13 protein-coding genes are annotated in these 14,981 nt (G+C 58.8%); 3 read left to right on the forward strand and 10 right to left on the reverse strand.

What is annotated here, in order from left to right; translation table 11 throughout:
* Nucleotides 1-253 (reverse strand): hypothetical protein (locus ACLRGG_RS11325; protein ID WP_416249873.1); only part of this gene is annotated, 253 nt, incomplete at its 3' end.
* Nucleotides 254-606: 353 nt separating this feature from the next.
* On the opposite strand from ACLRGG_RS11325, the gene ACLRGG_RS11330 reads away from it, so the two are divergent.
* Entirely contained in the window at nt 607-3,009 is a 2,403-nt protein-coding gene (locus ACLRGG_RS11330; RefSeq protein ID WP_416249874.1) for a membrane-bound PQQ-dependent dehydrogenase, glucose/quinate/shikimate family, read from the forward strand.
* A 131-nt stretch (nt 3,010-3,140) separates the two neighbouring features.
* Here ACLRGG_RS11330 and ACLRGG_RS11335 read toward each other — a convergent pair whose 3' ends face one another.
* The 7 genes from ACLRGG_RS11335 to ACLRGG_RS11365 form a co-directional block, all read right to left on the reverse strand.
* Nucleotides 3,141-4,778, reverse strand: a complete 1,638-nt coding sequence (locus ACLRGG_RS11335; RefSeq protein WP_416249875.1) for a GMC family oxidoreductase — start codon at nt 4,776-4,778, stop codon at nt 3,141-3,143.
* On the reverse strand, nt 4,778-5,308 hold the full coding sequence (locus tag ACLRGG_RS11340; protein WP_416249876.1) for a sugar dehydrogenase complex small subunit: 531 nt from the start codon (nt 5,306-5,308) through the stop codon (nt 4,778-4,780). Before ACLRGG_RS11340 ends, ACLRGG_RS11335 begins: the two co-directional genes overlap by 1 nt.
* Nucleotides 5,301-6,716 carry a c-type cytochrome gene (locus tag ACLRGG_RS11345; protein WP_416249877.1) on the reverse strand — a complete coding sequence of 472 codons (1,416 nt, stop codon included), beginning with the start codon at nt 6,714-6,716 and terminating at the stop codon, nt 5,301-5,303. The genes ACLRGG_RS11340 and ACLRGG_RS11345 overlap by 8 nt, the downstream gene beginning before the upstream one ends.
* A gap of 10 nt (nt 6,717-6,726) precedes the next feature.
* Nucleotides 6,727-7,440 carry a hypothetical protein gene (locus tag ACLRGG_RS11350; protein ID WP_416249878.1) on the reverse strand — a complete coding sequence of 238 codons (714 nt, stop codon included), beginning with the start codon at nt 7,438-7,440 and terminating at the stop codon, nt 6,727-6,729.
* Between the two features lie 61 nt (nt 7,441-7,501).
* A complete protein-coding gene (locus ACLRGG_RS11355) occupies nt 7,502-8,653 on the reverse strand; it encodes a lactonase family protein (RefSeq protein WP_416249879.1) in 1,152 nt (383 codons plus the stop codon).
* Between the two features lie 25 nt (nt 8,654-8,678).
* The gene (gene otnC / locus ACLRGG_RS11360; RefSeq protein ID WP_416249880.1) at nt 8,679-9,320 is read right to left on the reverse strand and encodes a 3-oxo-tetronate 4-phosphate decarboxylase; all 642 of its coding nucleotides are present in this window, start codon (nt 9,318-9,320) and stop codon (nt 8,679-8,681) included.
* A 71-nt stretch (nt 9,321-9,391) separates the two neighbouring features.
* Nucleotides 9,392-10,699 (reverse strand): MFS transporter, encoded by a 1,308-nt coding sequence (locus ACLRGG_RS11365; protein WP_416249881.1) that lies wholly within the window; start codon nt 10,697-10,699, stop codon nt 9,392-9,394.
* Nucleotides 10,700-10,936: 237 nt separating this feature from the next.
* Here ACLRGG_RS11365 and ACLRGG_RS11370 point away from each other — a divergent pair, with 237 nt between their 5' ends.
* On the forward strand, nt 10,937-11,962 hold the full coding sequence (locus ACLRGG_RS11370; RefSeq protein WP_416249882.1) for a LacI family DNA-binding transcriptional regulator: 1,026 nt from the start codon (nt 10,937-10,939) through the stop codon (nt 11,960-11,962).
* Nucleotides 11,963-11,977: 15 nt separating this feature from the next.
* On the opposite strand, the gene ACLRGG_RS11375 is transcribed toward ACLRGG_RS11370, so the two are convergent.
* Both ACLRGG_RS11375 and ACLRGG_RS11380 read right to left on the reverse strand, forming a co-directional pair.
* Nucleotides 11,978-12,688, reverse strand: a complete 711-nt coding sequence (locus ACLRGG_RS11375; RefSeq protein ID WP_416249883.1) for a molybdate ABC transporter substrate-binding protein — start codon at nt 12,686-12,688, stop codon at nt 11,978-11,980.
* A gap of 94 nt (nt 12,689-12,782) precedes the next feature.
* The gene (locus ACLRGG_RS11380; RefSeq protein ID WP_416249884.1) at nt 12,783-14,021 is read right to left on the reverse strand and encodes an alpha-hydroxy acid oxidase; all 1,239 of its coding nucleotides are present in this window, start codon (nt 14,019-14,021) and stop codon (nt 12,783-12,785) included.
* A 271-nt stretch (nt 14,022-14,292) separates the two neighbouring features.
* Between ACLRGG_RS11380 and ACLRGG_RS11385 the strand changes: the two genes are divergently transcribed.
* Entirely contained in the window at nt 14,293-14,979 is a 687-nt protein-coding gene (locus ACLRGG_RS11385; RefSeq protein WP_416249885.1) for an aspartate/glutamate racemase family protein, read from the forward strand.
* Nucleotides 14,980-14,981: the final 2 nt, after the last annotated feature.

The following is a 14,981-nucleotide window of genomic DNA, read 5'->3' on the forward strand; positions in this document are numbered from 1 at the left end:
TCAGAGGGGTATACGGCGTCTTTTGAGAACTGTTTTTTTCCACAGAAGGCGTGTTGATACTGTTTATTGAATCCTGCCTGGTAATGCTCTCTCTGGGAATCAATCCCTGAAACGTATTACCGTGCCGGTTAATTGAAATAGTAGACTGCTTCACTGTAGAAATCTGGTTCGGGAAATTATCTTTTATCAGATTAGTTTCAGGAGCTACGGTTGGCTTATTAAAAGGCGATACTTTTTGATTGCTTATATGCATTTACATACTCTCTTGTCAATAAATGGAAATCGATTCTATCAAAAAAAATGGGCGCATTATTTAATAAAACGCTTAGATGCTTTGGGGGTTAGATATGAAAATAAAACACTTTCAGTGAAAATTTTTTAATGCTTTCATCCTGTTTATCGCATGCCTGTTAACCAGACAAACTCAGCTCCCCTCTGAAATCTCCCCTCTTTGCGACTTTTCCAGTCCTGAAATTTTGCGATACCACCCTGAAAACAGCAGTAAAAAGCGTGTCTTCCTCCTCTCATTTCGTTAAATTAGCGTTACAAGAATGTAACTTCAAGTAAGCGTATTTTTTATCTTTGCGTCAACACTGAGAGAAAAACATGGTCACTAAACTTACGGGTAGTCTGATAGCGATAATCGGTCTCGCTATGCTGTATATGGGCGGCAGGCTGCTGCTGCTGGGCGGTTCGCCCTTTTACGTTATTATGGCCCTCGGGCTGCTCATCACCGCCGTTTTGCTGTTTAAAAATAAAAGGATCGCGCTTTCGATCTACGCCACGCTGATGTGGCTGGTGGCAGCCTGGATTCTCTTTGAGGTGGGCTTCGATAAGTGGCAGTGGATCCCGCGCGGTGACATTATCGGCCTGATCGGCGTCTGGCTGGCGCTGCCCTGGGTGGTGCGACCGCTGACGCGTACGCAGGACCGGGCAACGGGTCGCGCATTTCATCCCTACCTCGGTACCACCGTACTGGTGATGATCGCCCTGGTCATTGGCATGATGTTTTACGACCCGCTGCCACAGGAAGGTAACCTGACCACCGCCCGTAACGCGGAAAGCGGCGAAGGTGCGCAGAATGACTGGGCGGCCTACGGAGGCACTACCGACGGGCTGCGCTTCTCTAATCTGAAACAGATAACAGCCGACAATGCCAGTAATCTGGACACGGCCTGGACTTACCATACCGGGGATCTGCGCACTGCACAGGACGCCAGTGAATACACCTTTGAGGCTACCCCGCTCATGGTGAATAATACCGTCTATTTCTGTACGCCGCATAACGAAGTCCACGCGCTTAACCCGGAGACCGGGGCGCTGAAATGGAAAACGACCCCCCCGCGCGAGCGTTCATATATGCAGCAGCATCAGACCTGCCGTGGCGTAAGCTATTATGATGCGGCCGCGACGCCCGCGGTGTCCACTGCCCAGACTGCCGCCGTCACCACCCCGGTTCGCAGTCAGGCGGTATGTCGCAAGCGCATTTTTAACGCAACCAATGACAATAAACTGCTGGCGCTGGACGCGGATACCGGCAAACCGTGCGCCGATTTTGGCGATCGGGGCATGGTCGATCTGCGGGAAAATATGGGGCCGCTTCGCGACCATGCTCTGATGCAAACCGCTGCGCCGCTGGTGGCCGGAAATCTGGTTATTCTCGGTGGCTCGGTCATGGATAACGGTTATAACGCAGGAAACCCTTCTGGCGTGATCCGTGCCTATGATGCCATTACCGGTCGTCTGGTGTGGAACTTCGATCCGGCCCGGCCTGATATGACCCAGCCTCTGCCAGCCGGACAGAGCTATCCGCAGGATACCCCGGTGGCCTGGGCAACGCTCAGCGCCGATACCAAAAATGGCCTGGTGTATGTGCCCTTTGGCAACGCCTCGCCGGATGAGCTGGGCACTCATCGCGACGCCAACAGCAATACCGAGAAGTTTCGCGACACGCTGGTGGCGCTGGATCTGAAAACCGGGGCGTTCAAGTGGCGCTTCCAGTCGTCGAAGCACGACCTGTGGGATCGCGATAATCCTTCACAGCCTTCGCTGCTGGATATTGATTACCAGGGTAAACGGCAGCCGGTGGTGATCCTGCCGACTAAAACCGGCAACCTGTTTGTGCTCAACCGGCTGACCGGTCAGGCCGTCTACCCCATAAATCAGGTCGCGGTGTCGACAAAGGGAGGCGTCGCGGGCGAGGACTTCTCGCCTACGCAGCCGGTATCTGCCCTGAACTTTATTCCGGCTCCCCTGAGCGAAAAATCCATGTGGGGTCTGACCGCCTTTGATCAAATGGCCTGCCGCATCGAATATAAGTCGATGCGCTATGACGGCAACCCCTGGACGCCCTCGACCGTCGCCGGGTCAATTGTTTTTCCGGGCAATATCGGCGTATTTAACTGGGGGTCGGTCTCTGTTGATCCTCAGCGGCAGATCCTCGTCGCCGCACCGGTTCGCCTGGCCTACAGGTACAATCTGATCAAACGTTCGCCGGAAAATGCGGAGAAGCGATTATTTACCAAAGACGGTACGCCGTACTGGAATGAAAACTTTGACGGCGACTACGCCATCCATATTCAGCAGTTCGCTTCCAGCCTGGGCATTCCCTGTATTGCACCACCCTGGGGCCGGATGGTGGGCGTGGATCTGACCACCGGTAAAACGGCGTGGCTGCGTCGCGTTGGCACCACCAAAAACCTGAAAACGACCTTCCTGCCGGGACGCTTTCCCATCGGCTTCCCGATGGGGATGGTGGCGCACGGCGGACCGCTGACCACCGCAGGCGATCTGGTTTTTCACGGGGCAACGGCAGATAACTTCTTCCGCGCCTACGATATCAATAGCGGCAAGCTGCTGTGGCAGACCGAACTGCCCGCCGGCGGCCAGGCGACGCCCGCGACCTATATGGGCGCAGATAACCGACAGTACGTGATTATCGCGGCGGGTGGCCACGGCTCGATGGGCACCAAAGAGGGCGATGCCGTGGTGGCGTTCCGCCTGAAATAGCTTAACGATATGTTGAACGGAGAAAGGGGCTGCCTGAATAAAGCAGCCCCTTTTTTGTCGCCCGGAGGGTGATAGCGTGGCGGTGGAGCGTTATCACGCTGCCCGAAGCACCTCCCGGTGGTTAAGGGGGTTCATACCCGGACCCTATTCAGCAGATAATCGGCCAGCCGCAGACTCAGTGCTGCGCCGGTCAGGGTGGGGTTCATACAGGAGGCGGACGGCATGACGCTGGTCCCGGCGATAAACAGGTTGGGGTGATCGTGGCTCTGGCAGTGGCGATTGACAACCGAGTTAGCCGGGTCGTCGCCCATTATCGTGGTGCCCATAATGTGCTGGCGGTCCTGATACTGGGTATCGATTTTCAGCACGTCAGCGTTAAGCAGCTGCGCAAAGCGCGCGAAGTCCTTCAGTCCCTGCGTTTTTCCGGCATGCCAGTAGTCGGTTACGCTGTAGTAGATCTCCGGCAGGGGAATGCCGAGCGCGTCCGATTTGGTCTTGCTGGGAAGCACCCGGTTTTCCGCCAGCGGCAGCGTTTCGAAATCAATGGCGAAGTTCAGCGACCGTGCCGACAGACGATGCAGTGCCTTATCCAGCGCGGTCCCGAGCACCCCCTGCTGGATCAGCGACGCGGCATAATCGGCAGTCGGTACCGTATTGCGCACCTTAATCTTGTAGCTTGGGAAGTCCCGGCGAAAGTCACCGTCGCGGTGATTAAGATAGACCAGCAGCTCGGTCGGCCCCTGGCCCGGCCATACGTCCTCTTTCATCATCAGGTTCATGCTGATGCCGGTATGACCCATCAGATTGCGTCCCACCTGGTCCGAGCTGTTTGCGATACCGCCGGGGTAGCGCGGTGAGGTGGAGTTCAGCAGCAGCTTAGGCGATTCGATGCCGTAGGCGGCCAGCACGAAATGATGGGCGGTGAGCCGGTGCTCCGAGCCGTCCGGTTTTTTGTAGCGGATGCCGGTGATTTTACCCCGATCGTCGGCCTCGATGCTGACCACCACCGCGTTGTCCAGCAGCCTGGCACCGTGCTCCAGCGCTTCGTCGATATGCATTGACCCGTCATACTTGGCGGCAATAGGGCAGACCGGATTGCAGTTATTATTGCCTGCACAGGCCGGGCGTTTTTTCCACGGGCGGGTGGCGCGGCCATTCGGCTCCAGCACCGGATGATAACCGCCTTTACTCAGCATGGCGGAGAGGCGGGTAAACAGGTAGCTGGGCGGCAGGCCCGGCATCGGGAAAGGCCGGGAGCGTGGTGGCCATGCCACGCCGCCCTGGCCGCTCTCATCCTGACCATCGACGCCGGACACCCCCAGCTCATCTTCGGCCTCGCCATACCAGGGCTCGAGTTCTTCATAGCCAAAGGGCCAGTCGCGCCCGCGCCCATAAAGGCTGTTCAGCCTGAAGTCGTTTGGCACCATGCGCCACAGCGCGGAGCCAAAGTGCCAGGTGGTACCGCCGACCACGCGAAGGTAGCGGGTGGCGTACTTTACCGGGCCGACGTGCTGAATGTAGTCGCCATAGGTGGAGGGTACGTGCGGCAGATCGGGGTAGGGGGAACCCACGCCCTGGAGCTTCATATTGGTCAGCGACATTTTAAATGGTGAATCGCGAAAACGTTCGACGATCTCCTGGCGTTTAACGCGTGGGCCAGCCTCGACGATAATCACCGACTTTCCGGCCTTTGCCAGCCGGGTTGCGATAAGGCCGCCCATCACGCCAGAGCCAATGATGATCACCTCGGCATCGACGGGTTTGTCCATTACTCCTCTCCTTTGGTTATCTGCGGATCGTCAGGCTTGCTGCCCCAGGAATCAGGGCCGCCGCCGTAGGTGGGTATGACCAGCACGCCGCGGGTCGGCAGGTACATCATGGCGTCAGCGTAAGCAATCAGCTCCCGGTCTGCCCCTTCACCCACCACGCCGGTGTACCAGGCGGCGACAATCAGCGACGCCGTCTGACGCCGGGGATCCTGCACGGCAAGGGTTCGGGCAAGATCGTCAATGTGACTAAAGCGCTGCGTGTCCAGATACCGGGCCAGCGAGCTAAAGCGCGCAGAGAAGTTCGCTACGCGACGATTCAGCGCGGCAAAATAGCGGGCGCTGAGCACCGGGCTGACCGGACGACCGACCAGAAAGGCTGCGATCTGTTGAAAGGCCATTGATTCCTGCGCGCCCGCGGAGGCCTGCTGTGGAAGGAGCGAGGCGGTGAGTGCGCTAAGCGACAGTACCGCCATGCCCTGTAGCAGCCGGCGCCGGGACAGCGATAGTGGGGATGAGGTGGGTTCAGACATGTCGCCTCCTTCTGCGGATGATCAGGACTGTCGCGAGCAGGGCAACGGCCAGCGCGGCTCCCGCCAGCACGACAGGCTGGGTCAGCCGGACCAGCAGCGGCGTGGCGCCGCCCCGGCGCAGCTGAGCGACCTGCTCTGCCGTGACGTTTACCTGCGGATTACCAAAGTTCTTCATTACATAGCGGCTGACGTCGGCAATCTGCTGGTCACTCAGCCGCATCGCGAAATCGGCATCCGGTCCGAATGCGGGCATGGCAACCGACTCCCCCTGTACATTGCGCTGGACGCCAAACAGGACGGCGGCAACCAGATTATCCGGTTGGCTGGCCCCGGTGGCGCTGTTATGAAACAGCGAAGGGTAGCGGGCGTTACCGCTGCCGTCGGGCTGGTGGCAACTGGCGCAGCTGGCGCTGAATACCTGCCAGCCGGGGTCGGCATCCTGCTGCCCGCGCAGCCGCGCCTCACTGGCGACGGGGCTGCCCATGCTCTCTCTGGCCGTTACCTCACCGTTATTCACCGCCGGCTGCTGACGCAGCCAGGCTACCATCGCCGCAATATCCGCATCGGAGAGGTATTGCAGGCTGTGCTCCACCACCTCGGCCATCGAACCGGCCGCCTGCGCCTTGCCCGGCACGCGTCCGGTTTTCAGGTAGCGAGTCAGCTCCGCCGCCGTCCAGCTCCCGATCCCCGACTGGGGATCGGGCGTGATATTGGGCGCATACCAGCTGCCCAGGCTGCCGCCTGATAGTGCCCGATCGTTCTGCTGACCCATCAGAATATTGCGCGGGGTATGGCAGGTATCGCAGTGCGCCAGTGCACTGACCAGGTACTCGCCGCGCGCAACGGGAGTCGCCCCTCCCTGTGGCGCTCGGGCGAAAAGAGCATTCCACAGCACCATAGCGCCGCGAAAGCTGAACGGGAAGGGAAGCCGCGTCCGGGGCGTGAGCGTATCTACTGGCGTTACGCCCTGCATAAAGTAAAAATAGAGCGCATGCATATCCTCATCGGTGATACGGGCGTAGGCGCTGTAGGGCATCGCCGGGTAGAGATGCTCACCCTGGCGATTGATGCCCTTGCGTACTGCCCGAACAAATTCCGCTTCGCTCCACAGGCCAATGCCCGTTGTTTTTGACGGCGTGATGTTGCTGGCGTAAATGCTGCCCATCGGGGACTGAATGGCGTAACCGCCGGCCATCGGCGCACCCTGGCGGGGTGAGGTGTGGCAGGCGCCGCAGTCAGCGGCAGTAGCCAGATACTTCCCCCTGGCCAGCAGATCGCTATATCCGTTGCTGCCCGCGCCATGACTGGCGCTGCCCGGCAGCCGGTTATTTTCAGTGCTGCCAGCAGCATCGCCTGCGCCGCTGAACAGCAGCAGGCTTATCGCCAGCGGCAGACAGAGATATCTCACCGGGTAGCCTCTACAGCAGTTCGTAATCGTTAAAGACCAGCGGCGTTTCGCCACCGTTGGTTAACGCCACCTTGCCGGGATCGGTGAGCATTGCATCGCCACGGTGGATCCAAATCTCTTTATTACGGTTTGGCTGACCGGGAACAGCCACCAGCAGGCGGCCTTCGGTAAAGAATACCCGCACGCCGGGACCGCGCTGGGCGTATGCGCCGGTTCCTTCACCGGGCTGTAGCGTGACCTTCCAGCCCTTCACGGTTTTCTGATCGAGCACCTGCTGGAAGAGCGGACTGTCCGGTCGGGTTGCGTCCCCAAAGCCCAGTGGACCATGCTGTTTGATTTCAAATGCCACCTGATGATTGATTGTGGTGTCAATATTGGTGACCCGATCGACCGTCGATTTACCCTGATGTGCGCCAAACTTGACGTTACCGCTCTTCATTTCACTCTCTTTAGCGGGTTTGTCAGGCCAGCTGATGCTTACCCGGCTGCCGTTAACGTGGGTATTGACGTAATCAAGATGCTGCTCGTGATACTGGGTTGACTGACCTGGTCGGATAATTACCCGCATCACCGTAAAATACTGATTTTCCATGATAACGTGATGCAGCGGCTCAAGGTCAGTGGCGACGACTTTCTCTTCTGCACTGGCCGCAGGCAGGGAAGTCAGCGTGAACAGGCCTGCGGTAAGCAGGGCAGCAATCAGGGGACGTCTTTTAAGGGGCATAATGACTCCATAGGGGGTTGATCCCGCCCGGTGGAACGGTCCACCGGGCGGGTGGCTAAGGTTACTCTTCTACCAGCGTGACCCAGTTGGCGCCTTTACCGCCAGGGTAGCGGCCCACCAGAGTGAGCGCACCTGTGACGTTGTCACGGGTGTATAAAGAGAGCTGGGGGGATTTTTGCCCGGATTCGATCAGGAAGCGGCCGCTATTATCGATGGCGAAGCCGCGCGGCTGCTCTTCGGTTTTGATGCTGGAGAGCCAGGTCAGATGGCCATCAGCGGGATCGACAGAGAACGAGGAGAGCTGGCTGCGGGTGCGCTCGGTGGAGTAGAGAAAATGTCCGTCCGGGCTGAGATGGATATCGGCCTGCCAAATTCGCGGTTTGGCCGAAGGCGGCAGCTTGTCATCTCCGGTCAGGGGCCGCGCTTCACCACGCTGCATATCCTCCCTGGGCGAAACCGAATTCACCGCCTCCTGTGGGGTGACGGTGCCGTCAGGGTTAATCGTCAGGCGGCTAATATTGCCCGCCATCTCGGTGAGAATATACATATTGCGCTTACCCTGCCTGTCCAGCCCCGGCGCGATAACGAAATGGCGCGGGCCGGTTGCCGCTTCCTGCTGGATATTCACAAAGGGTGGGTTAGCCGGGGTCACCCTGCCGCTGATCGCATCAAAGTGATACTGCAACAGCTGGTCAGCCCCCAGCAGCGTGACGTAAAGAAAGTGGTTGGTCGGATCAACCTGAATCGCATGCGCACGTTTGCCGGTATGAACCACCTGCACCGGCGGCGTTTCTACCCGTCCCTGAGCGTCAATACGGTTGATGCTGAACAGATCGCCGCCGTAGGAGGCGCTGAGCAGATAGCGTCCCTGTTTATCCATTGAGAGATAGGCCATGCTTTCCGGTAGCAGCGTCTCACTGGCTTTCACCAGCGTGCCGTCGGGCTGAATATGCCAGGCCGCCACCCGCCAGGGCTGGCTGCGTATCGAAACATAGAGGGTTTTCTTATCGGCAGAGACCACCGACGACATCGCTTTCTCGCCGGTTGGGAAGGTGCCGGTAGGGATCAGGCTGGGCTTCTCTTTATCCAGCTGGTAACCGGTAATCGTGCCGCTGTCGGCGTTGGAGACATACACCAGGGTGCGGGCCTGTGCGCCGCTGAGGGTTGCCAGCAGCGACAGCAGCGCAGCGGCATAAACACGTTTATTTTGCATAATTTTTTCCTGTTATGATCCGGCGTTACCAGCTTGTGGAGAACGCTTCACAGAGTTCGCTGACCTGAGCCTCGTCCAGCGGCACTGGCTTAATCGTGGCCTGCATCCATAAGCGGGCGGTCTCCTCCAGCTCCTCCAGGGCATAGCAGGCGGCGGAAACGGATCGGCCCCAGATAACCGGACCCAGGCGCTCCAGCATCACCCCTCTGACCTCGCAGGCAAGTTTTGCCACCTGCTCCGCCACCTCAGGCGCGCCGGGGCGGCGATAGACGATCAGCGGAATACGTCCTACCTTCATCACCTGATAAGGGGTGATCGGCGGCAGAATGCTTGCGGCGTGCCAGACGCCCGCCAGCGTCAGTCCCACCAGATGGCTGGAGTGGGTATGTACCATGCCCTGAACGTCCGGGTTGCGATCGTAAACCTGGCGATGCAGCAGCAGGGTTTTGGAGGGTTTATCGCCCGATAGCCAGTCACCGCTAAGAGAGACTTTCGCGATCTGCGTCGGCGTCAGTCGGCCCAGGCAGGCGTCGGTGGGGGTGATCAGCCAGCCATCATCCAGTCGGGCGCTGATATTGCCTGCGGTGCCAACGGTATAGCCGCGTGACCAGAGGCTGAAACCCACCTGGCAGATCTCTTCACGAAGCTGATTTTCATTTTTCATCATTACGCTCTTTCATTCGCATCAGTGGGGTCGCGTAGCGGTGCAGGGCGCGACGGTTGCCCTGAGGCAGGCGGTTACCGGTTAGCCGCCGCAACCTGGGCCGCTGTCGCGTTTTTTTTCAGCGCCAGTGGCTCAATTTTCCCCATGATAAACATGAAGTTAAACGCACCGAACAGGCAGATGCCGCCCGCCACCAGCAGCGGCACGACAAAGGATCCGTGACTCAGGCTGAGCATCAGACCGGTGAAGGACGCCGTAACGATCCCCGCCAGGTTGCCGGCAAAATTCTGAATACCGCTTAGCGTCCCCACATAGCCCGGACCGGGTGCCACATCGGCAGGCAGGGTCCAGATATTGGCCGCGGTAAAGGCCAGGCCTGCATAGGTCAGAGAAAACAGCGTCAGAATCACCGCCATGCTGTTGGTAAAGGCGGCAAAGGCGATCACCGATGAGAGCAGCATTCCGGCAATCAGACAGGTTTTACGCGCGGTGGTGAGCGAAAACCCCTTGCGGTACATCCAGTCAGAGCACAGGCCGCCGAGCAGGCTGCCCGGGATACCCATCAGCGCGGGAATAGCGCCCAGCGTTCCCAGCTCCTTGAGGGAGAAGCCGTGTGCCATGGTCAGATAGGTTGGGAACCAGGTCACAAAAAAGTAGGTGGCAAAGTTCATGCAGAAGAAGCCGATCATCATGCCCCACACCGTCCGGTAGCGGAACAGGCCTGGAATATTCACCTTCTCGCTTTTATCCACCACCTGGACGCTGCGGTCGGCGAGGAGATTGTCGCGCTGCACCGGGTCCAGCCCCTTAATCTCCTCCGGCTCGCGATAGAACAGCATCCAGATACCCACCCATACCAGCCCCAGACCACCGGTAACCACAAAAGAGGTTTCCCATCCCCAGGTGCCGATCAGCCAAGCCACCAGGGGCAGGGCGATGGCGCTCCCGGCGCGCGGACCGGCATCAAAAATACCGCTGGCGGTCGCGCGCTCTTTTTTTGCAAACCAGGCGTAGACCACTTTGGCACAGCCCGGATACCCCCCGGACTCACCCAGGCCCAGCATCAGGCGGAAGGCGAAAATTGAGGTAAAGCCGCGCCCGAAAGCGGTAAAGACGGTAAATAGCGACCACCAGCCCACGGCAATGGCCAGCCCGAGGCGCGCACCGAGGCGGTCAATCATTCGACCGGCGGGGATCTGCATTAGCGCGTAGGTCCAGAAAAAGGCCCCGAGGATAAGCCCCATACTGGTGTCATCCAGCCCCAGATCCCGTTTAATATGCGGTGCGGCGATCGCCAGATTAATGCGATCAATATAGTTAATGGCGATGGCGAAAAAACAAAATGCGATCATGAGCCAGCGGATCCGAGGGTATCTACGCATGGTGAATTCCTTTATTATCCTGATGCTTTTATATGAGGGTTTTCAGACGGAGGATGCCCCTGACTGCCGCAATCCCTGTTATCATTTGGTAAAATTTGAAGGCAAAGTGATAACATGATGTTAAAAGTAAGCGATTACAAAATTCAGTCAAGTGAAAAGTAAGCGCTTTCAAATCTAAGTATTCGTTGTCTGCAAAATTTGTGGGCGGCGTCACTCATTTCAGCATGGAGTTCCGTCATGTCCGATAAGCCCGCTCTGCCTGTCAGAGTCTCCCTTGAAGATGTTGCCAAATGCGCTGGTGTATCAACGGCGACGGTGTCACGCGTGCTCAACGGCAGCGCCTCGGTGCGCCAGTCGCGGCGTGAAGCGGTAGAACGGGCGTGTGAGGAACTGGGCTATGTGATTAACCGCGCGGCACGGACGCTGGCGTCACGCAGAAGCATGACGATTGGCGCGGTGGTGCCAACGCTTGCCACCGAAACCTTCTCCAGGCCGCTGGCTGCCTTTCAGCAGCAGATCCACCAGTCCGGGTATACCCTGCTGCTGGCGAACTCCGACTTCGATCCGCAAACCGAACTACAGGAGGTTAACAAGCTGGTGGAATATGGTATTGACGCGCTGATGCTGGTGGGTAATTCCCACCATCCCCGTCTGCGCGAACGTATCAATCAGCTTGATATTCCCTGCGTGCAGACTTTTTCCGTTGATCGGCAGCACCCGAGCGTCGGCTACGATAACGAGCAGGCGGCGGGCGAGCTTACCCGGCACCTGCTGGCGCTGGGGCATCAGCGATTCGCGGTGATTGTCGGTACGCCGCCCTCCAACGATCGCGTATTCGATCGTATTACCGGCACGCGTGAGGCGCTGGCCGCTGCGGGGATAGCGCTGGCAGAAGTGAATCTGATTGATAATGCCTTTACCATGAACGATGCGCGTCAGGCGATGTTTCGCCTGCTCGACGGCCCGGAACCGCCGACGGCGGTGATCTGCGGCAACGACCTGCTGGCATTTGGTGCGCTACGCGGCGCGGGGGAGCGTTATCTGCGGGTACCCAATGATATATCCATTACCGGTTTTAACGATTATGAATACGCGGAGCATCTTGAGCATCCGCTGACCACCATGCGCGTGGAGCTGGATGAAATTGGCCGTCGTGCGGCAGATTATCTGCTGGCAACGCTGAATGACCAGCCCGCAACGAGGCAGACGCTGCTGATCCCACAGCTGATTGTGCGCAGCAGCACGGGGAGTGCCCCGCGCTAACTCCGGCTATCCCATTCAGACAGCCTGGTCGCGACAGCGCAGTCCAAAGGATTCAAAGGTCGTCCGGGCCTGCGGGGTGCGCAGCGAGGCCAGCAGCGCCGCCGCATCCTGCCGATTGGCCGCCGTGCGGAAAATGCCCCCGGCAAAGGCGGTCACCTTCTGCGCCTCATCGGGCAGGGGGCCGATTACTTTCACACCCGGCACCATCAGCAGTTCGCTGATTTGCTGCAGGGCGAGATCCGCCTTACCCGTCAGCAGCTGGCGGGCGGTGAATCCTTCGGGAATGGTGGTGCCGCGCGACGTTATCTCCGCTTCAATGCCCAGCCGCTGGATCAGCGTCTGAAAATAGATGCCGCTGGCCCCCCCGAGCGACCAGGCCACTGATCGTGCAGTTAACAGCGTCTGCTTTAGCGCGGGCAGGCTGCTGATATCCGGTGCTACCGCGTCGGGCAGCGTTGCCAGGCCGATGCGCGAATCCACCAGATCCACGCGGCTGTCGGCAATGATGACGCCTTCTTCAATCAGCCGCTCGATCACCGGTACGGTAAGGATTGCCGCATCAGCCGTTGCACCGGCGGCAATTTTCTTCTCAATCACGGAAGTGGGATTCCACTCCAGCGTCAGTTCGCAGTGGGAATACTGTTTCAGAAAGTCGCGCTCCAGCGCGTCGAATGGCGCGCGAACCGCCAGTGCGCTAAATACGCGCAGGGTTGTAGTCCCGGACATAGGGTACTCCTCAATATGCAGATCAGCGTGTTATGCGCAGATAGCGCTCATTTTAGGTTCAGCGCGTTATGCGCAGATAGCGCTCATTTTAGGTTCAGCGTGTTATGCGCAGATAGCTCTCATCCAGTTCAGCCGGGGTTCGTACGCCGAGTAGCGCCAGATCCCGGTCTATTTCGTCACGCAGAATATGCATGGCATGCTCAACGCCTGCCTGCCCGCCGATGACTGCACCATACAGAAAAGGCCTGCCGAGCAGTACGAGGTCGGCGCCCAGCGCCATGGCTTTCATCACATCGGTGCCACGACGAATGCCGCTGTCGATAATCACCTTCATGCTGCCCTTTTGCGCAGCCACCTCTGCCAGCGCATAGAGGGGCGGCAGGGTGTGATCGAGCTGGCGGCCGCCGTGGTTGGAGAGGATCACCGCATCGGCACCTAGATCGCGAGCGATAAAAGCGTCCTGCGGCGACATCAGCCCTTTAATCACCAGATTTCCCCGCCACTTTTTACGAATGGCCTCAACGTTCTTCCAGCAGAGCTTGTCGCGCGCCTGGGTGTTGCGCACCTTGCCCGACATCATCGGCGGACCACGCTCGGCGTCGGTATTTTCAAAATGCGGTGCGCCGTGACGCAGGAAGGTCTGTGCGACAGTACCCAGCAGCCAGCGCGGGCAGAGAGCGCTTTCAAGCGCTACCTTCGGGGTGATCTTAATCGGCATACTGAAGCCGCTGCGGATATTGTGCTCGCGGTTACCCAGCATCGGCGTATCGCCGGTTACCACCAGCGTGCTGAAGCCCGCCGCCGCCACGCGCTCCAGCAGACGGTCAATACGCGGCTGATCGCCCGCCAGATAGGCCTGGAACCACGCATCCGGGTTAGCGGCATATACATCCTCCAGCTTAATCAGGGATGAGGCGCTGAGGATCATGGGTACGTTAATCTCCCGGGCGGCGCGGGCTAGCGCAATATCGGCCTGATAGGCGACAAAAGAGGCGCCGCCGAGCGGGGCAACGCCGAAAGGATGGTGATAGCTGTGGCCAAACAGGGTGGTGCGCTGGCTGCGCCCTGATACGTCTCTGAACATGCGGGGGATAAAGGTATAGCGCTGGTAGGCTTCAGGATTGCCGGCGATACCGCGTCCGGTTTCGACGCCGCCCGCCACGTACTGGTAGATCATATTGGGCAGGCGTCGGCGGGCATGGCGCTCAAAATCATCCAGCGCCAGCAGATCGCGAAACCGGCGCGGCAGCTTAGCCGTCGCCGGTGCGTTCACGACGGTAGCGGTATCCGGGTCAACCCCGCGCAGCGTGGAGGGCGTAGCAGATGAAGTCATAATGCGTTCTCACAGTGGGTGAACAGGGTTAGCAGTGAGGCATAAGGGCATGACGGGGCATGACGCATAATGCATTTATTTTGTAAGCGCTTTCAATTGTGAGCAATCATCGTTAATATTTCAACATGACATTAACAATATGAACCGCGTGATCTGTGATCAGCTTCACTTTACAGAAACATTTGTAAGCCCTTACATTGTAGCCTGTGCCTGACGCGCTACGACCCTACCGGGCAGAGCACGCCCGCCAGCCCACTATCTGGAGCGAAAAATGACCCGTATTGTTTTACTGCACGCCACCCCGGTCGCCATGGCACCAATTGACGCGGCCTTTCGTGATATCTGGCCGGAAGCCGAGACCATTAACCTTCTGGACGACGGCCTGTCGGTGGACCGCGCGCGCGCGGCGACGCTCTCGCCAGAGTTGATCGATCGCTTTGTTCGCCTGGGCGAATATGGCTATGAGATGCAGGCCGGGGGCATTCTGGTGACCTGCTCGGCCTTTGGCCCGGCCATTGACAGGCTGGCAGAGCGGCTTCCCATCCCGGTTCTGAAGCCTAACGAAGCGATGTTTCACGAGGCGGTGCAGCAGGGAAATTCCATCGGGATGCTCGCCACCTTTGGCCCTTCGATACAGACCATGACCGATGAATTTAACCAGTACGTTGCGGAGCATCACTCTGCGGCCACGCTGACCACTGTGCTGGTGGAAGAAGCCATCGATCTGCTGAAGAAGGGCGACGTTGAGGGGCATAACCGGCGGGTGGCCGCGCGGGCAAAAGAGCTGGCACATTGTGATGTCATAATGCTTGCGCACTTTTCCACCTCACGTGCTGCCGACAGCGTTCGTCAGCAGGTTTCAATTCCGGTACTGACCGCGCCCCATGCCGCCGTGAAGCGGATGAAGGCCAGCGTGGCGGCAGCGTATGCGCGCTGCCTCGCAGACGGCAAGGAGTAGAC

Source organism: Erwinia sp. PPS120 (genome assembly GCF_047918655.1).
GTDB classification, from domain to species: Bacteria; Pseudomonadota; Gammaproteobacteria; order Enterobacterales; family Enterobacteriaceae; genus Erwinia; species Erwinia tasmaniensis_A.

Coding starts and splice junctions, on each gene's coding strand:
- ACLRGG_RS11350 (WP_416249878.1), bottom strand. CDS start 7,440: ATGCCCCTTAAAAGACGTCCCCTGATTGCTGCCCTGCTTACCGCAGGC.
- ACLRGG_RS11365 (WP_416249881.1), bottom strand. CDS start 10,699: ATGCGTAGATACCCTCGGATCCGCTGGCTCATGATCGCATTTTGTTTT.
- ACLRGG_RS11355 (WP_416249879.1), bottom strand. CDS start 8,653: ATGCAAAATAAACGTGTTTATGCCGCTGCGCTGCTGTCGCTGCTGGCA.
- ACLRGG_RS11335 (WP_416249875.1), bottom strand. CDS start 4,778: ATGGACAAACCCGTCGATGCCGAGGTGATCATCATTGGCTCTGGCGTG.
- otnC (WP_416249880.1), bottom strand. CDS start 9,320: ATGATGAAAAATGAAAATCAGCTTCGTGAAGAGATCTGCCAGGTGGGT.
- ACLRGG_RS11330 (WP_416249874.1), top strand. CDS start 607: ATGGTCACTAAACTTACGGGTAGTCTGATAGCGATAATCGGTCTCGCT.
- ACLRGG_RS11375 (WP_416249883.1), bottom strand. CDS start 12,688: ATGTCCGGGACTACAACCCTGCGCGTATTTAGCGCACTGGCGGTTCGC.
- ACLRGG_RS11385 (WP_416249885.1), top strand. CDS start 14,293: ATGACCCGTATTGTTTTACTGCACGCCACCCCGGTCGCCATGGCACCA.
- ACLRGG_RS11340 (WP_416249876.1), bottom strand. CDS start 5,308: ATGTCTGAACCCACCTCATCCCCACTATCGCTGTCCCGGCGCCGGCTG.
- ACLRGG_RS11370 (WP_416249882.1), top strand. CDS start 10,937: ATGTCCGATAAGCCCGCTCTGCCTGTCAGAGTCTCCCTTGAAGATGTT.
- ACLRGG_RS11380 (WP_416249884.1), bottom strand. CDS start 14,021: ATGACTTCATCTGCTACGCCCTCCACGCTGCGCGGGGTTGACCCGGAT.